The sequence below is a fragment of the Cellulophaga geojensis KL-A genome, assembly GCF_000568425.1.
Lineage (GTDB): Bacteria > Bacteroidota > Bacteroidia > Flavobacteriales > Flavobacteriaceae > Cellulophaga > Cellulophaga lytica.
On sequence record NZ_ARZX01000016.1, the window covers coordinates 19,309 to 38,660 of the forward strand.

18 protein-coding genes are annotated in these 19,352 nt (G+C 32.2%); 6 read left to right on the forward strand and 12 right to left on the reverse strand.

The genetic code is table 11. The annotated features are described in order from the left end of the window. Window positions 1–3: 3 nt before the first annotated feature. From KLA_RS12005 to surE, 4 genes are read right to left on the reverse strand one after another with little or no spacing between them, the layout of a single operon-like run. Entirely contained in the window at window positions 4–561 is a 558-nt protein-coding gene (locus KLA_RS12005) for a C40 family peptidase (RefSeq protein WP_013620367.1), read from the reverse strand. Between the two features lie 54 nt (window positions 562–615). Further along, window positions 616–1,740 carry a lipid-A-disaccharide synthase gene (lpxB, locus tag KLA_RS12010; protein ID WP_034646155.1) on the reverse strand — a complete coding sequence of 375 codons (1,125 nt, stop codon included), beginning with the start codon at window positions 1,738–1,740 and terminating at the stop codon, window positions 616–618. 16 nt (window positions 1,741–1,756) lie between these two features. Next, a complete protein-coding gene (locus KLA_RS12015; RefSeq protein WP_013620365.1) occupies window positions 1,757–2,041 on the reverse strand; it encodes a hypothetical protein in 285 nt (94 codons plus the stop codon). Continuing rightward, the gene (surE, locus tag KLA_RS12020) at window positions 2,031–2,813 is read right to left on the reverse strand and encodes a 5'/3'-nucleotidase SurE (protein ID WP_013620364.1); all 783 of its coding nucleotides are present in this window, start codon (window positions 2,811–2,813) and stop codon (window positions 2,031–2,033) included. Before surE ends, KLA_RS12015 begins: the two co-directional genes overlap by 11 nt. A 216-nt stretch (window positions 2,814–3,029) precedes the next feature. On the opposite strand from surE, the gene KLA_RS12025 reads away from it, so the two are divergent. The 3 genes from KLA_RS12025 (at window position 3,030) to KLA_RS12035 (ending at window position 6,533) form a co-directional block, all read left to right on the forward strand. Further along, window positions 3,030–5,156 carry a carboxy terminal-processing peptidase gene (locus KLA_RS12025; RefSeq protein WP_013620363.1) on the forward strand — a complete coding sequence of 709 codons (2,127 nt, stop codon included), beginning with the start codon at window positions 3,030–3,032 and terminating at the stop codon, window positions 5,154–5,156. Window positions 5,157–5,272: 116 nt separating this feature from the next. Next, a complete protein-coding gene (locus tag KLA_RS12030) occupies window positions 5,273–5,629 on the forward strand; it encodes a lipocalin family protein (protein WP_013620362.1) in 357 nt (118 codons plus the stop codon). A gap of 97 nt (window positions 5,630–5,726) precedes the next feature. Then, on the forward strand, window positions 5,727–6,533 hold the full coding sequence (locus KLA_RS12035) for a DNA/RNA non-specific endonuclease (protein ID WP_034646158.1): 807 nt from the start codon (window positions 5,727–5,729) through the stop codon (window positions 6,531–6,533). On the opposite strand, the gene rodA is transcribed toward KLA_RS12035, so the two are convergent. The 7 genes from rodA to KLA_RS12070 all read right to left on the reverse strand — a co-directional run bounded on the left by rodA (window position 6,530) and on the right by KLA_RS12070 (window position 14,278). Then, window positions 6,530–7,813: a rod shape-determining protein RodA gene (gene rodA, locus KLA_RS12040; protein WP_034646160.1), complete on the reverse strand. Its 1,284-nt coding sequence runs from the start codon at window positions 7,811–7,813 to the stop codon at window positions 6,530–6,532. The two genes, KLA_RS12035 and rodA, sit on opposite strands and share 4 nt — an antisense overlap. Before the next feature lie 35 nt (window positions 7,814–7,848). Beyond that, complete coding sequence (locus KLA_RS12045; RefSeq protein ID WP_013620359.1) at window positions 7,849–9,729, reverse strand: peptidoglycan D,D-transpeptidase FtsI family protein; 1,881 nt, start codon at window positions 9,727–9,729, stop codon at window positions 7,849–7,851. Then, entirely contained in the window at window positions 9,726–10,235 is a 510-nt protein-coding gene (gene mreD, locus KLA_RS12050) for a rod shape-determining protein MreD (protein ID WP_034646162.1), read from the reverse strand. Before mreD ends, KLA_RS12045 begins: the two co-directional genes overlap by 4 nt. Beyond that, window positions 10,235–11,047: a rod shape-determining protein MreC gene (gene mreC / locus KLA_RS12055; protein WP_034646164.1), complete on the reverse strand. Its 813-nt coding sequence runs from the start codon at window positions 11,045–11,047 to the stop codon at window positions 10,235–10,237. The genes mreD and mreC overlap by 1 nt, the downstream gene beginning before the upstream one ends. 65 nt (window positions 11,048–11,112) lie before the next feature. Beyond that, window positions 11,113–12,141: a rod shape-determining protein gene (locus KLA_RS12060; RefSeq protein WP_013620356.1), complete on the reverse strand. Its 1,029-nt coding sequence runs from the start codon at window positions 12,139–12,141 to the stop codon at window positions 11,113–11,115. A gap of 56 nt (window positions 12,142–12,197) precedes the next feature. Next, a complete protein-coding gene (gene purH, locus KLA_RS12065) occupies window positions 12,198–13,730 on the reverse strand; it encodes a bifunctional phosphoribosylaminoimidazolecarboxamide formyltransferase/IMP cyclohydrolase (RefSeq protein ID WP_034646166.1) in 1,533 nt (510 codons plus the stop codon). A gap of 95 nt (window positions 13,731–13,825) precedes the next feature. After that, on the reverse strand, window positions 13,826–14,278 hold the full coding sequence (locus tag KLA_RS12070) for a GAF domain-containing protein (protein ID WP_013620354.1): 453 nt from the start codon (window positions 14,276–14,278) through the stop codon (window positions 13,826–13,828). 179 nt (window positions 14,279–14,457) lie between these two features. Between KLA_RS12070 and KLA_RS12075 the strand changes: the two genes are divergently transcribed. The 3 genes from KLA_RS12075 to KLA_RS12085 all read left to right on the forward strand — a co-directional run bounded on the left by KLA_RS12075 (window position 14,458) and on the right by KLA_RS12085 (window position 17,601). Further along, on the forward strand, window positions 14,458–14,862 hold the full coding sequence (locus tag KLA_RS12075) for an HYC_CC_PP family protein (RefSeq protein ID WP_051456104.1): 405 nt from the start codon (window positions 14,458–14,460) through the stop codon (window positions 14,860–14,862). Window positions 14,863–14,985: 123 nt separating this feature from the next. Next, the gene (locus tag KLA_RS12080; RefSeq protein ID WP_034646168.1) at window positions 14,986–17,235 is read left to right on the forward strand and encodes a TonB-dependent receptor; all 2,250 of its coding nucleotides are present in this window, start codon (window positions 14,986–14,988) and stop codon (window positions 17,233–17,235) included. A 12-nt stretch (window positions 17,236–17,247) separates the two neighbouring features. Next, window positions 17,248–17,601, forward strand: a complete 354-nt coding sequence (locus KLA_RS12085; RefSeq protein WP_013620351.1) for a heavy-metal-associated domain-containing protein — start codon at window positions 17,248–17,250, stop codon at window positions 17,599–17,601. Window positions 17,602–17,675: 74 nt separating this feature from the next. Here the strand turns inward: KLA_RS12085 and groL are convergent, their stop codons facing one another. After that, window positions 17,676–19,310 carry a chaperonin GroEL gene (gene groL / locus KLA_RS12090; protein WP_013620350.1) on the reverse strand — a complete coding sequence of 545 codons (1,635 nt, stop codon included), beginning with the start codon at window positions 19,308–19,310 and terminating at the stop codon, window positions 17,676–17,678. Window positions 19,311–19,352 lie beyond the last annotated feature (42 nt).

Genomic DNA, 19,352 nt, shown 5'->3' on the forward strand with positions numbered 1-19,352 from the left:
AAATTACAGTACTCTAGTAGCTTTTACAAAAGCATAATTCCAATAGCCTTCTCTTAAAGATGAAACAATTACACCTCTAGAGGTGCTAGCATGTACAAACTTAATTTCGTTATTATCTGTTGCAACTACCAAACCAACATGGTTTATACGTTTTCTTTTTTTTGAGGTTCTAAAAAAAAGTAAATCTCCTTTTTCTACATCTTTAACTCGTATTTCTTTGCCTTCATTAGCCATATTGTAAGACACTCTAGGAAGAGTGATGTTATGTTCAGAAAAAGCAACATAGAGTAGTCCAGAGCAATCCATTCCTCTTTTTGTGGTTCCACCAAACTTATACGGCGTGCCAGAAAAAGCCAAGGCAGAATTTATAATTTTGTCTGCTTTACGCTCAACAGCAATTTCTTCTGCTTTTCTTTTGGCTTTAGAAGAGGCTCCTTTTTTTATGATTACTTTAGATGGTGCTACGCTTACTTTGCGATCTTTGCTGTAGGTGGTTTTCTTTTTAGAGACACAGCTGCCTAGAGAAAGAATTATTAGAAAAAAAGTTACTTTACGGATCATTCCAAGAAAAATTTAGGACACTTGGTTACCAAATTTAGTAAATTTTATTGGTTTTTATGTTTTAGCTTTTGTATTAGAAACAATTAATTCTGCCGCTTTTTTACTGGCACCTACTCCTCCTAGTTTTTTTTCAAGTTGGTAATATTCCTCAAAAACTTTTGTTCTGGTGTCTTTAGATAATATTTTATTCAGTTCTAAAGTAAGGTTGTTTGTATTTAAATCGTCTTGTATTAATTCTTTAATTACTTCTTTGTCCATTATTAAGTTCACTAATGAAATGTATTTAAGAGTAATTATTTTTTTTGCAATGTAGTAAGACAGCCAATGAGCTTTATAGCAAACCACTTGTGGTACTTTAAACAATGCAGTTTCTAATGTTGCTGTACCACTTGTAACCAAAGCAGCAGTAGACAACGCTAATAAACTATAAGTTTGGTTGGCTACAAAGCCTACTTGAGGATTTTTTAAATAGGGCTTGTAAAAGTCTAAATCTAAACTTGGTGCACCAGCTATAACAAATTGGTAGTTTGTAAAGGATTTTGTTACAGATAACATTACATTTAGCATTTTTTGAACCTCTTGCTTTCTACTACCAGGTAATAAAGCAATAATTTGTTTTTTAGGATCTAAATTATTGTTGGCTCTAAAATTTGCCTCATTAGGAAGTGGTTGTTTGTTAATGGCATCTAACAAGGGATGGCCAACAAAATGTACTGGATAATTGTGTTTTTTTTCGTAAAAATCTTTTTCAAACGGAAGAATAACGTGCATAGCATCTATATCTCGTTTAATTTTAGAAATTCTACCTTCTCTTGAGGCCCAAATTTGTGGAGATATATAATAGTTGGTACGGTAATTATTTTCTTTAGCCCATTTTGCAATACGCAAATTAAATCCAGAATAGTCTATAAAAACAATAGCATCTGGTTTAAAAGCATCAATATCTTCTTTACAAAATTTTAAGTTTTTAGATATTTTATTAATATTACTTATAACCTCAATAAAGCCCATAAAAGCCATACTCTTGTAATGTTTTACAAGATCTCCACCAGCTTGTTGCATAAGGTCTCCACCCCAACACCTAATATTTGCGTTAGTGTCTGCAACTTTAATAGCTTTTATAAGGTTAGAGCCGTGTAAGTCTCCAGAAGCTTCACCGGCAATAATGTAATATTTCATGTAGTATGTAACTTATTTAAAAAACCTTGTAATATAAAATAACAAGAGCAGTTAATAATGTAGCTATTAATACACCTCTGGCTCTATAATCTCTTTTAATTTTTAAAAAAAGAAAAAAAGCAATTAAATTTAATATAGCTCCAAGTGCTAGTAGACTGCCAATATGGTCACTTTCTACAGCTGCTTTGTATGTTTCTACAATACTTAAATCAGAAAAAAGTAAAATATATGCTAATGTACCAATAGTATTAGCAATTATACCTACAAGAAATCCAATTATAACTTCTTTTTTAGTGTTCATTTAAATTCCAATTGTTTAGTTGTTGTATGGTGTGGTGCGCTGTTAAGTCAAACTGAGTTGGCACTACAGAAATATAATTATTAGCAAGTGCAAATTCATCTGTGTCCTCGCCTTTATCAAGCAATTCAAATTTACCAGTTAACCAATAATAATCTTTTCCCATTGGGTTGGTTCGTTTATCAAATTTTTCTTTCCAGTTGGCACGTGCCTGCCTACAAATTTTAATCCCTTTTATTTTTTCATTTTCAATAACAGGAATGTTTACATTTAAAACAACTCCTTTAGGGATACCGTTTGCAAGTGCTTGTTTTACAATTTTTTGTACAAAAGGTTTGGCTTCTTCAAAATCTGCATCCCATGAAAAGTCACACAAAGAAAAACCAATAGCAGGTATGCCTTCAATTCCGGCTTCAATAGCAGCACTCATTGTACCAGAGTAAATTACATTTATAGAGGAGTTAGACCCGTGATTAATACCACTAACACATAAGTCTGGTTTTCGGTCTAAAAGCTCCTGAAGTCCCATTTTTACGCAATCTGCCGGTGTTCCGCTACAGCTATACTCTTGTTCTGCACCATCAATATCATCTACAGTTACTAAGTTAGCATGTAAAGTGTTGTTAATAGTAATTGCGTGTCCCATACCAGACTGCGGACTATCTGGTGCTACAACAACAACATCACCTATCTCTTTCATAAATTTTACCAAAGATCTTAATCCCGGAGCTGTAATTCCGTCATCATTGGTAACTAATATTAATGGTTTTTGCATCTAACATATAATTTATACCGTAAAAATACGTTTTTATAATGTTTACAAGAATGCTTTTTAAAAATCTATCTTATAATTATCATAAAAAGGTTAAAAAACTACTGCTAACTTATAATGTGGCATAGTTTTTTCAGTATCTTGGTAAAATAATTAAGATTTACATTGTTTAATGTAATTTTAAGAGTCCAAATTCTACTAAAGTTAAAATAATAATAGATGAAAAAGAATTTAATTGTTATGTTATTGGGGATGCTATTTGCAGTGGCGTCTTGCAGTTTCACAAATAAATCTTTAGACACTGTTAATGACGGTGATAAAGATAAATTACTGATAGAGATAATTGCATATATGTTAGAAAAGGGGCATTATGAACCTAAAGATATTAATGACGATTTTTCAGTGTCAGTTTTTGAAGAGTTTATAGATGTCTTAGATCCAACAAAAAGATATTTTTTAGAAAGTGATATAAAAGAATTTGAAAAGTATAAGTTTCAGATAGATGATCAAATAAAAAATACTGACATTAGTTTTTTTGATTTGGTACACAAAAGATTGATGAAGCGTATGGATGAAGCTTCAGACATTTACAAAGATATTTTAAGTAAGCCTTTTAATTTTGATACTGCAGAGAAAATAGATATCAATTATGAAGATCAGACTTTTGTTTCGTCAAAAAAAGAATTAAGAGAAAGGTGGAGAAAACAATTAAAGTATGCTACAATTAGCACTTTTGATGATAAACTTACAGATAAAGAAAAGCCATTATCTAAAACTGAAGCAGAAAAAGCTGCTAGAGAGTTAACAAAATCTACGTTAGATGACTTTTTTGATTTTGTGAATAATGAGTACGACCGTGAAGATTGGTTTGGACAATACATTAACACAATTGTAGAAGGGTTTGACCCACATACATACTACTTTGCACCAGAAGACAAAGATAAGTTTGATGTGAGTATGTCTGGTAAATTTGAAGGAATTGGAGCTAGATTACAGAAAAAGAAAGACCAAATAAAAATTGTAGAAGTAATTTCTGGAGGTCCTATTTGGAGAGATCAAACTATTGAAGTTGGTGATGAAATTATAAAAGTTGGTCAAAAACCAGATGAAGAACCTGTAGACGTTACAGGAATGCAATTAAATGACGCAATTAAATTAATGAAAGGTCCTAAGGGAACTAATGTTTATTTAACTGTTAAAAAGGTAGACGGTTCTACACAAGTTGTAAAAATTACTAGAGATTTAGTAGAGATGGAAGAATCTTATGCTAAGTCTGCTACAGTAAAAAAAGAAGATCATACCTACGGAATAATTAACCTACCTAAGTTTTATGTAGATTTTAAAGATTATAGTAACCGTAATGCTGCTTCTGATGTAGCAAAGGAAATTGAAAGATTAAAGCAAGCCGGTATGGAAGGTTTAGTTTTAGACCTTAGAGATAACGGAGGAGGGTCTTTGCGTACCGTTGTAGAAATGGCTGGTTTATTTATTAAAGATGGTCCTGTGGTACAGGTAAAATCTTCAGGCAGTACAGAAGAAAAAGTAGTACATGAAGATAAAGATGAGCGTATACAATGGGATGGTCCTTTGGTGTTATTGGTAAATGAATTGTCTGCTTCTGCTTCAGAAATTTTAGCAGCTGCAATGCAAGATTATAAAAGAGGTGTTGTAATTGGTAGTAAGCAAACTTTTGGTAAAGGAACGGTTCAAAACTTATGGTCTTTATCTGATATTGTCCGTAATAATGAACACGGAGATTTAGGAGCTTTAAAAGTAACTACGCAAAAGTTTTACAGAATTAACGGTGGATCTACTCAGTTAGAAGGTGTTAAGAGTGATGTAGTAGTTCCAGACAAATATAGCTATATAGATTTAGGTGAAAGAGATCAGCAAAATCCATTAGCTTGGGATAAAATTAGTCCTGCAAATTATAAGACTTGGGATGGTTATATAGATTACAAGCAAACTATAGCAAATAGTGCTAAGCGTATGGCAGCAAACTCTCAATTAAAATTAATTGAAGAAAATGCAAAATGGTTAAAAGAGCAGCAAGATGAAAATGTGGTATCTTTAAGCTATAGCGATTATAAAAAAGAAAAGGAAAAGCTTTTAGAAAAATCTAAACACTTTAAAGGTATTTATGATTACAAAACAGGTTTAACTTTTGAGTCGTTAAAGTATGAAAAAGATTTATTTGTAAAAGACACTATTTTAAAAGAAAAAAGAGAAAGATGGCATAAAGATTTAGCTAGAGACGTTTACGTAGAAGAAGCTATTAGTGTGCTTAAAGATTTAAAAATTAATAATATTAAAAATAACAACAAACTAGCCGCAATTAAAGGGTAAGTTTTTGTTACAGTATTTTTTTAAGCCTAGTTTTTTAACTAGGCTTTTTTATGCATTATACTATTGTAAAAATAAACACGTTAAAAAAGTATAATTAACCCAAACCATAATTTATTTTGAAAAAACTATTACTTATTTTATTTGCCGTTGTATTAACAACAAGTTGTTCTAAAAATGAATCTTCTGCCATAGTTGGTACTTGGTCAAGTGATTTTTCTGTTTCTTTTGAGGGGCAAGAAGAACAAAGTTCTAAAGATGAATGGAAATTTGACTCAGATAAAATGGGGACTTTTAAAAAGTTCACAAACGGAGACTTAAAATCTAGCACAACATTTACTTGGTCACAAAGCGGAGAAAAGTATACTGTAGAGTATGTAGAGGGGAGATCTAATGATGTTTTTAAAATTGTAAAAGTAGCAGGTTATACAACCTTAGAAGATTCTAACGGATATACAGCAGCTATTAAAGAGTAGCTATGCTATATAAACAAGAATAGTAAAGCTTTCAGATTTTTTATCTGGAAGCTTTATTTTTTATTTAAATTGGATGTAAATAATTAGAATTTTAAAAATGACTAAAAAAACAACATACTTAATTTTAATGGTAATTTGTACAGTAGGTTTTTGGCTGTTTAATAATTTTTATACGCCAGATACTTATACAGATGCCAGTGTAGTAAAAGATAATAAGCAAGTTAAATTAGAGAACTATTTGCAACCATCATCTACTACAGGAGTTGTTGTTAAACACAATTATTTTACCTTGTCATATAATGAAAAATATGAGCAAGCAGAGTGGGTTGCTTATCTGTTAAACAAGCAACATTTAACTTATGAGGATAGAAAAAGACCTTATTTTATTGAAGACCCAAAAGTTAAAACAAAATCTGCAGATTGGCGTAATTATAAACGCTCTGGTTATGATAGGGGGCATCTTTGTCCTGCCGGTGATCGTAGGTTTGCATTACAAGCGTATAATGAAACATTTTACACAAGTAATATAACCCCTCAAAAAAACGATTTTAATGCTGGTGTATGGAATCGTTTAGAGAAAAAAGTAAGACAATGGGTAAAGACAGATAAAGAGCTGTATGTTGTAACAGGAGGTGTTTTAAAAGGGCATATGGATGAGATAGGAGATGAAGATGTAGCTGTTCCAAATTACTTTTACAAAATTGTAGCTAAAGGAAAAGAAGATAACTTAAAAGTAATAGCTTTTTTGTTTCCGCATAAAGAGAGTAAAAAAGAGCTGAGTTCTTTTGTGGTTTCTGTTGATAAGATAGAAAAAGAAACTGGGATAGATTTTTTTGAAGCATTACCAAAACAGACTCAAGATAAGCTAGAGGCTAAAGTAAATGTTACAAATTGGGCTCTTTAGCCCCATTCTTTTAAACGGTTTGCATCTAACTTTAAAAAGATAAAAAGCAACAATGTAAAACCAAGTAAGCCAGAGCCTCCGTAACTCATAAATGGTAACGGAATACCAATTGTGGGTACTAAGCCAATAACCATTCCTATGTTTATTAAATAATGTATAAATAAAATAGATATTACACCGTAGCCATATATTCTACTAAAGGCATTTTTTTGGCGCTCTGCTATGTATACCAGTCGTAGTAGTAATACAGAAAATAATAAAACAACAGTGGCGGTTCCTAAAAAGCCCCATTCTTCTCCTACAGTTGTAAAAATGTAATCTGAATGTTGTTCTGGTACAAAGTCACCCTTTGTTCTTGTTCCTTGTAAAAAACCTTTTCCAGTAAAACCACCAGATTCAATTGCTTTTTCAGACTGGTATGTGTTATAACCTATGGTTTTTCTAATGTCTTCTAATTTTTTTGGATCTTTTTCTAGACGCAACCAAAGATTAAATCTGTCTCTATGATGTTGTTTTAAAACCGAATCAAAAACAAACCTTACAGATAAAGAAATGGTTACAGATGCTATAAAGAACAGTATAATTGGTAATGGAGATACTTTTACTCTTTCTTTTTTTGTTAAATAAAATAAAGCAATTAAAATACTAACAGCTATAACTACCCAAATAGTACCAAATTTAAGCGTAGCTACAAAAATAAGAAGCATTACTAAACCAATAGCTAAGTAGTACAATGGCAAACCTTCTCTAAACAAAACAAATGTTAAGGCTAAAAATACAACGCCACTACCAGGATCTGGTTGTAGTACAATTAATATTGCAGGTATTATTAAAATACCAAAAGCATACAACTTATCTTTTTGTTTTTTAAGGTCTGTTTGTATATCACTTAAGTATTTAGCTAAAGCAAGTGTTGTGGCAACCTTGGCTATTTCTGATGGTTGTAAATTAAAAAAACCTAAATTATACCATGATGTTGCTCCGGCAATAGTTTTACCAAACGGAAATAACCCAACTAGTAAAACAATGCTACATGCGTAAATAATGCCAGAAAACCGTTCAAAAAGATTAGCCTCTGTAGCAAAAATAAAAACCACAGTTAATATACTAACTCCAATAAAAAAAGCCTGTTTACCGTAAAAGGTTCCAAAATCTAATATAGATGGGTTACTCTCTGAAAATGTACTAGAATATATGCTTACCCAACCAATAATGGTTAGCGCTAAGTAAATAAAGATACTAAGCCAATCTATTCTTTTTAAAAAAGTGTTTCCAGACATAAAGGAGTTTTCTTGTTTTTTTGCTTTTTAAAAAGTTACCAAACTCTTTCGTTAATAGGAAAAGGCTCGCCACTATATGGCTTTGCATATTCTTTTTCTAAAGTTTTTTCAAGCATTTTCTTTTCTAAGTCTTTACGAGTAATTTCTCCTTTTAAATATTTTTCAATCATTAACGAAGCTATATGTCCGGCATATCTTCCTCCAAAATAACCGTGCTCTATAAAAATAGCTAAAGCAATTTTTGGGTTTTCTACAGGAGCAAAAGCAACAAAAATAGAGTGGTCTGTAAGTTGTGTTCTTACGCCATTAATTCTGGTAAAGTTTTCTACAGTACCAGTTTTTCCGGCAATGTTAATACCAGGAACTTGTAGCCAATGTGCAGTACCACCTGGGGTTTTGTACACAGCTTCCATACCTTTAATAACTGGCTCAAAATTTTCTTTATCTATAGTAGTATATTTTCTTTGGGTGTATTTTGGGTCTGTAATTGGTTTGCCTTCTACCTTTTTTAAAATATGTGGGGTATAATAATAGCCTTTGTTAGCAATAGCAGCGGTCATATTAGCTAATTGTATAGGTGTAACAGCAACTTCACCCTGTCCAAATGATATAGAAACAATATAAGACCACGTCCATCTATTATCTCCATAAACCCTGTCGTAATATTCTTTTCCAGGAATTCGTCCTCTGCTTCCAGTAGGTAAATCGGTTCCTAAATATTCTCCAAGTCCAAAACTTTTAACGTGTTTTTGCCACACATCCATAGCTTCATCTGTAGTTTCAAACTTGTCAAAAATTTGTTTAAAAGTCCCAGCAAAATAAGCGTTACATGATTTGTAAATTCCGCTATACATATCTCTTAGACCTCCACCGCAATGGCATCCTCTTTTGGTTCTGTTTTTTCCAACGTAAAAACCATTATAGCAACGTATTTTATCTTCTGGAGTCATAACATCTTCTTGTAAAGCTACAAGTGCGTTAATTACTTTAAAAGGAGAACCTGGAGACTCTTGGGCAAGTAAACTTCTATCCCAAGTTGGTTTGGCAATACTATCATAATACAGTTTGCTGTAATTGGCAGAACGTTTTCTGCCTACCAATAAGGCTGGGTCATAAGTGGGGCCAGAAATTAATGATAATATTTCACCAGAATTAGGATCTAGAGCAACTATACCTCCATGTTTACCAACCATTAATTTTTCTCCGTATTCTTGCAGTTCCTTATCTATGGTTAATTGTATTTCTTTGCCAGGCTCTGGTAAAGTATCTAGTGCGCCGTTTTTATAAGGGCCAATATCTCTGTTAAATCTATCTTTTTGTATATATTTTACGCCCTTTCTTCCTCGTAATATATCTTCATATTGTTTTTCAACTCCGGTTTTTCCTTTTAATTCACCCTGACTGTAATATGGAAACTTTTTTAAGTCGCCAGGTGTTACTTGGCTAATATATCCTAAAGCATTTGCAGCACTTTTGGTATCATAATAACGCTGAGAACGTTTTTGAATATAAAACCCTTCATACTTTCGCATTTTTTCTTGTAGCTTGGCATAATCTTCTTTAGATAATTGTGAAACCATTACGTATGGCAACCTAGGGGAATGTTTGCGTGCATTTTTAAGGTTCTTTATAAATGTACTTTTATCAATGCCAATTAAATTACAAAACTCCAGAGTGTCTAACGGTTTAACCTCTCTTGGTATAACCATAACATCATAAGCAGCTTGGTTAGCCACAAGCAATTTTCCGTTACGGTCATAAATGTAACCGCGTTCAGGAAAATCATACAAAGTTTTTATTGCAGGGTCTTCTAATATTTGATTAGGAGAAAAGCTAAAAATTTGTAAATAGGATAACCTTCCTAAAAAGGATAGTCCTATTAAGATGATGAAAGATGAAAGTAGGAATTTTTTCATTTTTTCTGGGTACTAAACAATGATTTTATTAATAGGCAAAGAAGTAAGGTTGCACTACCAACAATTAAAACTTTCTTTAAAATTAGCAACAAATTACTGAAACTAAAAATTTCTAGCGAAAAGAAAATTAAATGATGAAATAAAATTAATAAAGCTAAAAAAGTAACCTGTTGTAATGTTGTTGTAGAGGTCATTTTAAAGTTTTGAAAATCATAGTTTACGCCAAAACAAAAGCGCATAATGCCAGACCTTATATATGCAATTGTTAAGCATGCTGCTGTGTGTATTGCCATTGTGTCTGAGAAAAAATCTATTGTTAATCCAAAGAAAAAACTAACAATAAGCAAAATAGATTTATTTTCTTTTACAGGATACCAATAAAAAAATAGCACATAAACCATAGGGTTTACAAAACCTAAAAAGTTGATGTTATTAAAAATTAATACTTGTGCAAGAACAAGAAAGAAAAACCTAATAATATGTATTGTAATTTTATTATTTAGCATTATTTAATTTTCTTTTCTAATTCTTTAATCTCTGCAATATCTTTGTTTTTAATAATGTATACATTTTTAATGTTAGCCATATCCTGAAAAAGGCTAATGTTAATGTGGTATACATTTTCAGATTTTTTTAAACTGTAATCTTTTATAACACCAATAGGAATATCTTTTGGGAAAATACTAGAACTTGCACCAGTAACTATAGTATCTCCTATGTTTAATTTAACTAGCCTAGGAATATCTGTTAGCTGTGCAGTGTTAAAATCTTTGGTATCCCATACTAAAGAACCAAAATATTCTTCGTTTTTAAGTTTGGCATTAATTGTAGACTTTGTATTTAGTATACTTTGTACTAGTGAGAAATTGTTAGATGTATGATCTATAATGCCTAAAATACCATTAGACGTTATAACACCCATATCTTCTTTTATGTTTTGATTTTTACCAGCGTTAATAGTAATGTAATTTTTAGATAGTGAATAACTATTTTTAATAACGTTGGCAGTTACTATGTTGTAGGTAGAAGAGGAGTCTGTTTTAATACTATCTGGAGCAACAATGTTTTTATTAAAAAGTAAGTTGCGTAGCCTTTTGTTTTCTTCTACCAGTATATTATTTTCATTTTGTAATGAAAAATAGGTAGATATATTGGTAGATGTTTGGTAAATATTACCAGTAAGCCAACTGGAAGAATTTAAAAATTTAGATTGATGATAAGAGTTTGCTTGTACCGTAAATCCCAACGCAATTAGTAATAAAAAAACATACAGTAGCCCGTTTTTGTTTCTTATTAAAAAGTTGATAATTTGTTGCATTCATTTTACATATTTGGCGGTATAAACTTAAGCCTATACTTATGTCATAAAAACATCCTAACTAATTATTTAATTAGGATATTTTTATAACGTTCTAAGTTTTTAAGAGCAATACCTGTTCCTCTAACAACTGCGCGTAAAGGATCTTCTGCTATATATACGGGTAAATCTGTCTTTTGGGATAACCTACGGTCTAATCCTCTTAGCATAGATCCTCCACCTGCAAGGTAAATACCTGTGTTATAGATGTCTGCAGCTAACTCTGGTGGAGTTTGAGATAAAGTTTCCATCACAGCATCTTCAATTCTTAAGATAGACTTGTCTAAAGCCTTAGCTATTTCTCTGTATGAGATAGATACTTGCTTAGGCTTACCTGTTAGTAAATCTCTACCTTGTACAGACATTTCTTCTGGTGGTTCTTGTAAATCTTCTGTAGCAGAACCTATTGTTATTTTTATATTTTCGGCAGTACTTTCACCTACATAAAGGTTATGTTGTGTACGCATATAGTATATAATATCATTTGTAAATACATCACCTGCAATTTTCACAGACTTATCACAAACAATACCACCTAATGCAATAACAGCAATTTCTGTAGTACCACCACCTATATCTACAATCATGTTACCTTTAGGTTGCATAATATCTAAACCAATACCAATAGCTGCTGCCATAGGTTCATGAATTAAATAAACCTCTTTACCGTTTACACGTTCACAAGATTCTTTTACTGCTCGCATTTCTACTTCTGTAATACCAGAAGGAATACAAACAACCATACGCAATGCAGGCGGAAACCATTTCTTTTTTAATGCAGGTATGTTTTTGATAAACATATTTATCATCTTTTCAGATGCATCAAAATCTGCAATTACACCATCTTTAAGAGGTCTAATTGTTTTTATATTTTCATGGGTTTTACCTTGCATCATATTGGCATCTTTACCAACTGCAATTATTTTTCCGCTAATTCTATCTCTAGCAACAATAGAAGGGCTATCTACAACAACTTTGTCTAAATGTATTATTAGCGTATTGGCTGTTCCAAGATCTATAGCTATCTCTTCTGTAAAAAAATCAAAAAATCCCATGTATTATAAATTGGTTTCTGGACTAAAAGTAAGTTTAATCGACGAATGTAACAAAATTAATGTTTAAAATGACGTGTGCCAGTCATTACCATAGAAATTTTGTTTTCGTTGCAATAATCTATGCTTAATTGGTCTTTTATAGATCCGCCAGGTTGTATTACACTTGTAATGCCATTAGTACCTGCTATTTCTACACAGTCTGGGAATGGGAAAAAAGCATCACTAGCCATTACCGCTCCGTTTAAATCAAAATTAAAAGACTTAGCTTTATGTATAGCTTGGTTTAAAGCATCTACTCTAGAGGTTTGTCCTGTTCCGCTAGCACATAATTGTTTTCCTTTAGCAAGTACAATTGTGTTAGATTTTGTGTGTTTGCATAATTTAGAGGCAAATATTAAATCTTCAATTTCTTCTGCTGTAGGTTTTGTGTCTGTAGCATTTTGTAAATCTGCAACAGTATCTGTTTTATGGTCTTTATCTTGTACTAGCACACCATTTAAACAAGTTCTAACCAATGTTTCTGGTAAGGCTACATCATTCTGCACTAAAATAATTCTGTTCTTTTTACCTTTTAATACTTCTAAAGCATCTGCTGCATAGCTAGGAGCTATAACAACCTCACAAAATAATTTGTGTATTTCTTCTGCTGTTGCAAGGTCTATTTCTTTGTTTGCAATTAATACACCACCAAAAGCAGAAACAGGATCGCCAGCTAAGGCATCTACATATGCTTGGTGTAAAGTACTTCTAGAGGCTAAGCCACAAGCATTATTATGTTTTAAAATAGCAAACGTAGGTTCATCATTTTTAAATTCACCCATTAAGTTTACAGCAGCATCTACATCTAGCAAGTTGTTGTAACTTAATTCTTTACCGTGTAATTTGTTAAACATTGCTTCAAAATCTCCAAAGAAGAATCCTTTTTGGTGTGGGTTTTCTCCGTAGCGTAAAACTTTACCATTAGTTTCGCTAATTTTTAAAACAGTTTCTTCTTTTTCTTTATTAAAGTAGTTAAAAATGGCAGTATCGTAATGAGAAGATACATTAAAAGATTTAGCAGCAAAACGCTTACGATCTTCTATAGTTGTTGTTCCATTACCAGTAGTAATAATATCTAAAACTTCACTGTAATCTTCCATAGAAGAAACACAAAGTACATCTTTAAAATTTTTGGCAGCGGCTCTAATTAAAGAAATACCACCTATATCAATTTTTTCAATAATATCTTGTTCTGGAGCGCCACTTGCAACTGTTTTTTCAAAAGGGTATAAATCTACAATTACAATATCTAACTGAGGAATATCAAACTCAGCTAACTGTGCTTGGTCGTTCTCGTTTTCTTGTCTGTTTAAAATACCACCAAAAACTTTAGGGTGTAAGGTTTTTACACGTCCTCCTAAAATAGATGGGTAGCTAGTTACATCTTCTACAGGTATAACATCAATTCCTAATTCTTTAATAAATTTTTCTGTGCCTCCAGTAGAGTAAATTGTTATTCCAAGTTCGTTAAACTTTTTTACTAAAGGTTCTAAACCGTCTTTGTGAAAAACAGAAATTAATGCTGATGTAGCTTTTTTTGTGGTACTCATTTTATGTGCTTATTGTTAAAAGATTGAATAAGGACACAAAAGTAATTTTTTTGCGATTAAGAACAGCAATGGTTTATTAACAAAAACACAAAGTTTTAAAGAATTTTAGCAACTTCTGCACATACAAACTCTAAAAAGTCTTCATCTTCTTTAGAAAAAGGGTCAGGAGTGTTAGAGTCTATGTCTATTTGCCCAATGTTTTCTCCGTTTACAAAAATAGGAATTACTATTTCTGCTTTTACAGTTATGCTGCAAGCAATGTAATTGTCTTGTGCTTGTACATCTGGTACAACAAAATTTTCATTAGAAACTGCAACCTGCCCACATATACCTTTTCCAAACGGTATAATTACGTGGTCTGTTGGTTCGCCAACGTAAGGGCCTAGCTTAAGTTCGTTTTTATCACCGTTTTTAAAATAGAAACCTACCCAGTTGTAGTAAGGCACGTTTTCTTCTAATAATTCGCAAATTGCTAAAAGACTTTGGTCTCTATTGCCTTTGTTTTCTTCTATGATGTTTAAAACTGATGATTTTAGATCTTGTAACATTTTTGTAAACTAAAAATTTTATGCAAAAATATGCCTTAATTTTTAATTCTACATTATTATTTTTTTTTGAATAAAACCAATTGTTAAATAACAAAACTAGAAGAGCCTACCACATTTAACGTTGGTTTGGCAACCAAATCTGTGTAAATAAGAGTTTTTTATTTACTTTTGTGCTTATAATGAAACAACTACTACATAAAATAACAACTATTGCACTTGCATTGTTAGTGCTGCTTTCTACAGTTTCTTTTGCTGTAGAAAAACATTTTTGTTGTGGAGAGTTAGTTTCAGTTTCTGTATATCCAGAAGATTTTGGCTGCGGAGAAAGCGCTTTTGTGCAAACGTCTAACACTTCAGAAGACAATTGTTGTAAAGGTATTCTAGAAGCTGTAAAAGGTCAGGATAGATTAACAGTAGCATCAGACCAAAAAGAAAAAGTAATTACGCAATATGTTGTTACTTCAATTTTAAGCTTAACAGCTAGTGATTTATATGTTTTAGAGCAAAAAACTAGCGAAAAAAAATATGCGCCACCACTTCTGGTGCAAAACTTACAAGTATCCCATCAGGTTTTTATAATTTGATTTTTTTAAATAATTGATTGTGATTTTACAACACAATGCACACAAGTGGCATAGTGTTGCAAAAGTTTATGTTATGTAAACTTTTAAAAAATATATTTCAAGTTTTAAAAATTGATTTTAAAAATGCAAAAAATACTATTTACTTTTCTTTTATTTCCCTTATTTATGTGCGCTCAGGACAAGGTTAGTGGTGTAATAAATGAAGAAACGGCTAATGGGCAAATTCTGCCTTTAGCAGGTGCAAATGTGTACTGGCATAATACTAAGGTGGGTGTTATAACAGATTTAGACGGTACGTTTTCTGTGCCTTACAAAAAAGAATATTCTAAACTAATAATTAGTTATGTTGGGTTTAAGACAGATACACTTACCATAACTAAATCAGGAAAAATTACCCATAATTTACAATCTACAAGTACTTTAGATGAAGTTACAATTACTGCAAAAAAAGAAGCTACAACCAAACTGTATTTAAAAGCAGAAAATACAATGGTTGTAAGTAGTGATGAGTTGCTTAAAGCTGCTTGTTGTAATTTGTCTGAAAGTTTTGAAACCAACCCATCTATAGATGTTAACTTTGCAGATGCTGTGTCTGGAACAAGGCAAATAAAAATGTTAGGCTTAACAAGTCCTTATATTTTAATAGCTACAGAGAACATACCATCTGTACGTGGTGCATCACAAGCATATGGATTAAGTTTTATACCAGGTACTTGGGTAGAGAGTATACAAATTACCAAGGGTATGGGGAGTGTTATAAATGGCTACGAGAGTATTGCAGGACAAATAAATGCAGAGCTTAAAAAACCTATTTCAGATGATGCTTTATTTGTGAATTTATATGCAGCAAGTAGTGAGCGTTTAGAGCTAAATACCCATTTTAATACTAAGGTAAGTGACAAATGGAGTACAGGCTTGTATATACACGGTAATAAGCATAATAAAAAGCATGATGTTAATAATGATGGCTTTATGGATATGCCAATATACAACCAAATTAATATCATGAACAGGTGGCAGTATATAGATATGGAAAAAGGAATTGGATCCTTTTTTAATATTAGGTATCTAAATGATGATAAACAAACTGGGCAGTTAAATTTTGATCCAGATACAGATAAATTAACAACCAATGCTTGGGGCAGTGAAATTAATACAGAGCGTATAGATTTTTCTGCAAAGTTTGGTTATGTTAATCCAGAATTGCCTTGGCAGGTTTTAGGTGCACAGTTTGCAGTAAGCAACCATAAGCAAGATTCATATTTTGGCTTAAATGTATATGATATAGAGCATAGCAGTGTATACTCAAACATTAATTACAACTCTATAATAGGAGACTCTAGACATAAGGTTAAAACCGGAATTAATTTTACGTATGATAAGTATGATGAGTTAGTACTTACAGATAATTATGCGCGTATAGATAACTCTATAGGAGGTTATTTTGAGTATGGTTATGATAATTTAGAGAAGTTAAATATTACAGCAGGTGTACGTGTAGACAACCATAATAGACTTGGCTTTTTTGTAACTCCTAGGTTTCATTTGCGTTATTCTCCATGGGAGAAATCTGCTCTTAGAGCTTCATTTGGTAGAGGTAAACGTACAGCTAATATTTTTGCAGAAAACCAACGTATGTTTGCAAGTGGTAGAGTTATAAATATTGATGATGATGGCGGTAATATTTACGGTTTAGATCCAGAAATTGCTTGGAATTATGGCGTGTCTTATTTACAAGGTTTTAATTTATTTGATAAAAAAGGTGATATCTCTGTAGACTTTTACAGAACAGATTTTGAGAATCAGATAGTTGTAGATTGGGAAAACCCGCAAGAGGTTAGTTTTTATAATTTAGAAGGAGATAGTTATGCAAATAGTTTTCAGGCAGAGTTAAACTATAATGTGTTTGGTAATTTTGATTTGCGTGTTGCTTATAAATTATATGATATTAAAACGCAATACAAATCTGCAAAGCTAGAAAGGTCTTTAACGCCTAAACATAGGTTTTTTGCAAATGCATCATACCAAACAAAAGGTCACGGTTTTATTAAAAAATGGAAGTTTGATGCAACCTTTAATTGGTTAGGTACACAACGTTTTTCTTCTACAGAAACTAATCCTGAAGCATATAGGTTGCCAAGTTACACGCCAAATGTAGCAACTGTAAATGCGCAAATTACTAAAGTGTTTTCTCCTAAGTTTGAGGTGTATGTAGGCGGTGAAAATATAACTAATGTTAGGCAAGATATGCCAATTGTAGGAGCAGATGACCCTTTTGGCTCTAATTTTGATACTACTTTTGTATACGGACCAGTTTTTGGAAGTATGTACTACGCAGGGTTGCGATTTAAAATAAATAAGTTTAAAAAATAAAATATAAAAATTATGAGAAAAATAGCTGTAATAGTAATGATGTTGTTTGCTTATGTTTCTTTTGGGCAAAACAAAAATGCAAAAGCAAGTTTAGAGGTAGACGGGGTTTGTCAAATGTGTAAAGATCGTATAGAAAAAGCTTGTATAAAAACTAAAGGAGTAAAAAGCGCTATTTGGAATGTAAAAACACATGAGCTTAAAGTTATTTTTGATGAGCGAAAAACAAATTTAGACGCTATAGAGAGTAGTGTTGCGGCTGTAGGTCATGATACTAAAAACTTAAAAGCTCCAGATGAGGTTTACAATAGTTTGCATGCATGTTGTTTTTATAGAGATATAGATGTGCAAGAAGACCATAAAGAATAGTGTTATAATAACTATAAAAATAAAACGCTCCAATGAAAATTGGAGCGTTTTTTAGTATTCTTATATTTTAAAGATTACATCATACCTGGCATACCGCCACCCATTGGAGGTGCAGCAGCAGCTGGTGTATCTTCTTTAATATCTGTTAAAGCACACTCAGTAGTTAAGATCATACCAGAAACAGAAGCAGCGTTTTCTAATGCAACTCTAGTTACTTTTTTAGGATCTATAATACCAGCTTTAAGCATATCTGTATAAGTTTCAGATTTAGCATCATAACCAAAATCTCCTTTACCTTCAATAACTTTAGCAACAACAACAGAACCTTCTCCACCAGCATTTTCTACAATTGTACGCAATGGAGCTTCAATAGCTCTAGCAACAATTTGTAAACCAGTTTCTTCGTCTGCGTTTTCTGCTTTTATTTTAGATAAAACAGCTTTAGCTCTAACTAAAGCAACACCACCACCAGCAACAATACCTTCTTCTACGGCAGCTCTTGTAGCGTGTAATGCATCATCAACTCTGTCTTTCTTCTCTTTCATTTCTACCTCAGAAGCAGCACCAACATAAAGTACGGCAACACCGCCAGCTAATTTAGCTAAACGCTCTTGTAATTTTTCTTTATCGTAGTCAGATGTAGTAGTTTCTATCTGAGATTTAATTTGGTTAACTCTTGTGTCAATGGTAGCTGCATCACCAGAACCATTTACTATTGTAGTGTTATCTTTGTCTATAGATACTTTTTCACAAGTACCAAGCATATCTAAAGTAGCGCTTTCTAAAGAAAAACCTCTTTCTTCAGATATAACAGTACCGCCAGTTAAAATGGCAATATCTTCTAACATTGCTTTACGTCTGTCTCCAAATCCAGGAGCTTTTACAGCAGCAATTTTTAAAGATCCACGTAACTTGTTAACTACTAAAGTAGCTAAAGCTTCACCATCTACATCTTCAGAAATAATTAATAAAGGTTTACCAGATTGAGCTACTGGCTCTAATACAGGTAAAAGATCTTTCATTGCAGATATTTTCTTATCAAACAATAAAATGTATGGGTTTTCTAACTCGGCAACCATCTTTTCAGAATCTGTTACAAAATAAGGAGAAAGGTAACCTCTGTCAAACTGCATACCTTCTACAACATCTACATAAGTATCTGTTCCTTTAGCTTCTTCTACAGTAATAACACCTTCTTTACCAACTTTACCAAAAGCTTGTGCAATTAGTTCGCCAATAGTTTCGTCGTTATTTGCAGAGATAGATGCAACTTGTTTAATTTTATCAGATGAATCACCAACTTTTTTAGATTGTTTAGCAAGGTCTTCTACAATAGCTTCAACAGCTTTGTCTATACCTCTTTTTAAATCCATTGGGTTTGCACCTGCTGCAACGTTTTTAAGACCTTCTTTTACTATAGATTGTGCTAAAACTGTAGCGGTTGTAGTACCGTCACCAGCTAAATCATTAGTTTTAGAAGCAACTTCTTTAACCATTTGTGCTCCCATATTTTCTAAAGGATCTGCAAGCTCTATTTCTTTAGCTACAGATACACCATCTTTAGTTACTGTTGGAGCTCCAAAAGACTTGCTAATAATTACGTTTCTTCCTTTAGGGCCTAATGTTACTTTTACTGCGTTTGCTAAAGCGTCTACACCTCTTTTAAGGCCGTCTCTAGCTTCAATGTCAAATTTAATATCTTTTGCCATCTTTGTTTATGTGTTTTTTAAGTTTAGTCTTTAGTTTTAACT

Excerpts from the sequence above, each read along its gene's own strand:
- rodA (WP_034646160.1), bottom strand. The coding sequence starts at position 7,813 with ATGTCTGGAAACACTTTTTTAAAAAGAATAGATTGGCTTAGTATCTTT.
- mreC (WP_034646164.1), bottom strand. The coding sequence starts at position 11,047 with ATGCAACAAATTATCAACTTTTTAATAAGAAACAAAAACGGGCTACTG.
- groL (WP_013620350.1), bottom strand. The coding sequence starts at position 19,310 with ATGGCAAAAGATATTAAATTTGACATTGAAGCTAGAGACGGCCTTAAA.
- KLA_RS12035 (WP_034646158.1), top strand. The coding sequence starts at position 5,727 with ATGACTAAAAAAACAACATACTTAATTTTAATGGTAATTTGTACAGTA.
- KLA_RS12005 (WP_013620367.1), bottom strand. The coding sequence starts at position 561 with ATGATCCGTAAAGTAACTTTTTTTCTAATAATTCTTTCTCTAGGCAGC.
- surE (WP_013620364.1), bottom strand. The coding sequence starts at position 2,813 with ATGCAAAAACCATTAATATTAGTTACCAATGATGACGGAATTACAGCT.
- KLA_RS12080 (WP_034646168.1), top strand. The coding sequence starts at position 14,986 with ATGCAAAAAATACTATTTACTTTTCTTTTATTTCCCTTATTTATGTGC.
- purH (WP_034646166.1), bottom strand. The coding sequence starts at position 13,730 with ATGAGTACCACAAAAAAAGCTACATCAGCATTAATTTCTGTTTTTCAC.
- lpxB (WP_034646155.1), bottom strand. The coding sequence starts at position 1,740 with ATGAAATATTACATTATTGCCGGTGAAGCTTCTGGAGACTTACACGGC.
- KLA_RS12085 (WP_013620351.1), top strand. The coding sequence starts at position 17,248 with ATGAGAAAAATAGCTGTAATAGTAATGATGTTGTTTGCTTATGTTTCT.
- KLA_RS12060 (WP_013620356.1), bottom strand. The coding sequence starts at position 12,141 with ATGGGATTTTTTGATTTTTTTACAGAAGAGATAGCTATAGATCTTGGA.
- KLA_RS12075 (WP_051456104.1), top strand. The coding sequence starts at position 14,458 with ATGAAACAACTACTACATAAAATAACAACTATTGCACTTGCATTGTTA.
- KLA_RS12045 (WP_013620359.1), bottom strand. The coding sequence starts at position 9,729 with ATGAAAAAATTCCTACTTTCATCTTTCATCATCTTAATAGGACTATCC.
- KLA_RS12070 (WP_013620354.1), bottom strand. The coding sequence starts at position 14,278 with ATGTTACAAGATCTAAAATCATCAGTTTTAAACATCATAGAAGAAAAC.
- KLA_RS12025 (WP_013620363.1), top strand. The coding sequence starts at position 3,030 with ATGAAAAAGAATTTAATTGTTATGTTATTGGGGATGCTATTTGCAGTG.
- mreD (WP_034646162.1), bottom strand. The coding sequence starts at position 10,235 with ATGCTAAATAATAAAATTACAATACATATTATTAGGTTTTTCTTTCTT.
- KLA_RS12015 (WP_013620365.1), bottom strand. The coding sequence starts at position 2,041 with ATGAACACTAAAAAAGAAGTTATAATTGGATTTCTTGTAGGTATAATT.